This window comes from Stenotrophomonas sp. STEN083 (genome assembly GCF_056759195.1).
The window spans coordinates 1-2,500 of sequence record NZ_JBRRCU010000006.1 but is presented as its reverse complement, the minus strand read 5'-3'; the positions used below and the strand labels follow the sequence as shown (position 1 = coordinate 2,500).

At 53.5% G+C, this 2,500-nt stretch carries 2 rRNA genes (1 of these 2 cut by a window edge); both read left to right on the top strand.

The features are described 5' to 3' along the window. Positions 1-2,265 (top strand): 23S ribosomal RNA (locus ACVOK8_RS03280) (it extends 613 nt beyond the left edge of the window). Positions 2,266-2,389: 124 nt separating this feature from the next. After that, positions 2,390-2,500 (top strand): 5S ribosomal RNA (gene rrf, locus ACVOK8_RS03275); the annotation flags it as partial.

The window sequence follows — 2,500 nt, the reverse complement described above, 5'->3', positions numbered from 1 at the left end:
AACCGAGTCTGATAAGGGCGCATAGTCGCGGGCAGTAGACCCGAAACCGGGTGATCTAGTCATGCCCAGGGTGAAGGTGCGGTAACACGCACTGGAGGCCCGAACCCACTCCCGTTGCAAAGGTAGGGGATGAGGTGTGATTAGGAGTGAAAAGCTAATCGAACCCGGAGATAGCTGGTTCTCCTCGAAAGCTATTTAGGTAGCGCCTCATATGTATCCTCTTGGGGGTAGAGCACTGTTATGGCTAGGGGGTCATCGCGACTTACCAAACCATTGCAAACTCCGAATACCAAGACGGACTGTATGGGAGACACACGGCGGGTGCTAACGTCCGTCGTGAAAAGGGAAACAACCCAGATCCACAGCTAAGGTCCCAAATTTACTGCTAAGTGGAAAACCATGTGGAAAGGCACAGACAGCCAGGAGGTTGGCTTAGAAGCAGCCACCCTTTAAAGAAAGCGTAATAGCTCACTGGTCGAGTCGGTCTGCGGGGAAGATTTAACGGGGCTAAGCAGTAAACCGAAGCTTGGAGTGCATAACTTTGTTATGCGCGGTAGAGGAGCGTTCCGTAAGCCTGTGAAGGTGAGTTGAGAAGCTTGCTGGAGGTATCGGAAGTGCGAATGCTGACATGAGTAACGATAATGCGGGTGAAAAACCCGCACGCCGAAAGCCCAAGGTTTCCTTGCGCAACGTTAATCGGCGCAGGGTGAGTCGGCCCCTAAGGCGAGGCAGAAATGCGTAGTCGATGGGAAGCAGGTTAATATTCCTGCACCTCGCGTAAGTGCGATGGAGGGACGGAGAAGGTTAGGTGTACCAGGCGTTGGTTGTCCTGGGGAAAGGCGGTAGGTTTGGATCTTTGGCAAATCCGGGATCCTTTAAGACCGAGCACCGAGACGAGCCTTTAAGGCGAAGTCACTGATACCACGCTTCCAGGAAAAGCTCCTAAGCTTCAGCTTACGCAGACCGTACCGTAAACCGACACAGGTGGGTAGGATGAGAATTCTCAGGCGCTTGAGAGAACTCGGGTGAAGGAACTAGGCAACATGGCACCGTAACTTCGGGAGAAGGTGCACCCTTTTTGGTGGCTCATGCGAGCTATAGCTGAAGAGGGTCGCAGTAACCAGGCCGCTGCGACTGTTTATCAAAAACACAGCACTCTGCAAACACGAAAGTGGACGTATAGGGTGTGACGCCTGCCCGGTGCTGGAAGGTTAATTGATGGGGTCAGCCGCAAGGTGAAGCTCTTGATCGAAGCCCCAGTAAACGGCGGCCGTAACTATAACGGTCCTAAGGTAGCGAAATTCCTTGTCGGGTAAGTTCCGACCTGCACGAATGGCGTAACGACAGCGGCGCTGTCTCCACCCGAGACTCAGTGAAATTGAAATCGCTGTGAAGATGCAGCGTTCCCGTGGCAAGACGGAAAGACCCCGTGAACCTTTACTATAGCTTTACACTGAACGTTGAGTTCGTCTGTGTAGGATAGGTGGGAGGCTATGAAACTGTGGCGCTAGCTGCAGTGGAGCCATCCTTGAAATACCACCCTGTCGTGCTTGACGTTCTAACCTAGGTCCATTATCTGGATCGGGGACCGTGTATGGTGGGTAGTTTGACTGGGGCGGTCTCCTCCTAAAGAGTAACGGAGGAGCTCGAAGGTACGCTCAGCGCGGTCGGACATCGCGCACTGTGTGCAAAGGCATAAGCGTGCTTGACTGCAAGATCGACGGATCAAGCAGGTAGGAAACTAGGACTTAGTGATCCGGTGGTTCTGTATGGAAGGGCCATCGCTCAACGGATAAAAGGTACTCCGGGGATAACAGGCTGATACCGCCCAAGAGTTCATATCGACGGCGGTGTTTGGCACCTCGATGTCGGCTCATCACATCCTGGGGCTGTAGTCGGTCCCAAGGGTATGGCTGTTCGCCATTTAAAGTGGTACGCGAGCTGGGTTCAGAACGTCGTGAGACAGTTCGGTCCCTATCTGCCATGGGCGTTGGAAGTTTGAGAGGGGCTGCTCCTAGTACGAGAGGACCGGAGTGGACGAACCTCTGGTGTTCCGGTTGTCACGCCAGTGGCATTGCCGGGTAGCTATGTTCGGAAGCGATAACCGCTGAAAGCATCTAAGCGGGAAGCGCGCCTCAAGATGAGACTTCCCGGGGCACAAGCCCCCTAAAGGAACCATATAGACTATGTGGTTGATAGGTCAGGTGTGTAAGTGCAGCAATGCATTGAGCTAACTGATACTAATGATCCGTGTGGCTTGACCATATAACCTCAAGTTGCCTTGGCCGACATGACATGTCGATAGACTCCAAGTGCACGCTACGTCACAAGATCCATGAGAGGCAGGCGCCTAAATCCGTTACTTGGATGGCGACGCTCCAACCGTCTCCCTGATGAAATTAGCGCTATGGAACCACCCGATCCCATCCCGAACTCGGAAGTGAAACGTAGCCGCGCCGATGGTAGTGCAGCCTAAGCTGTGCGAGAGTAGGTCATCGTC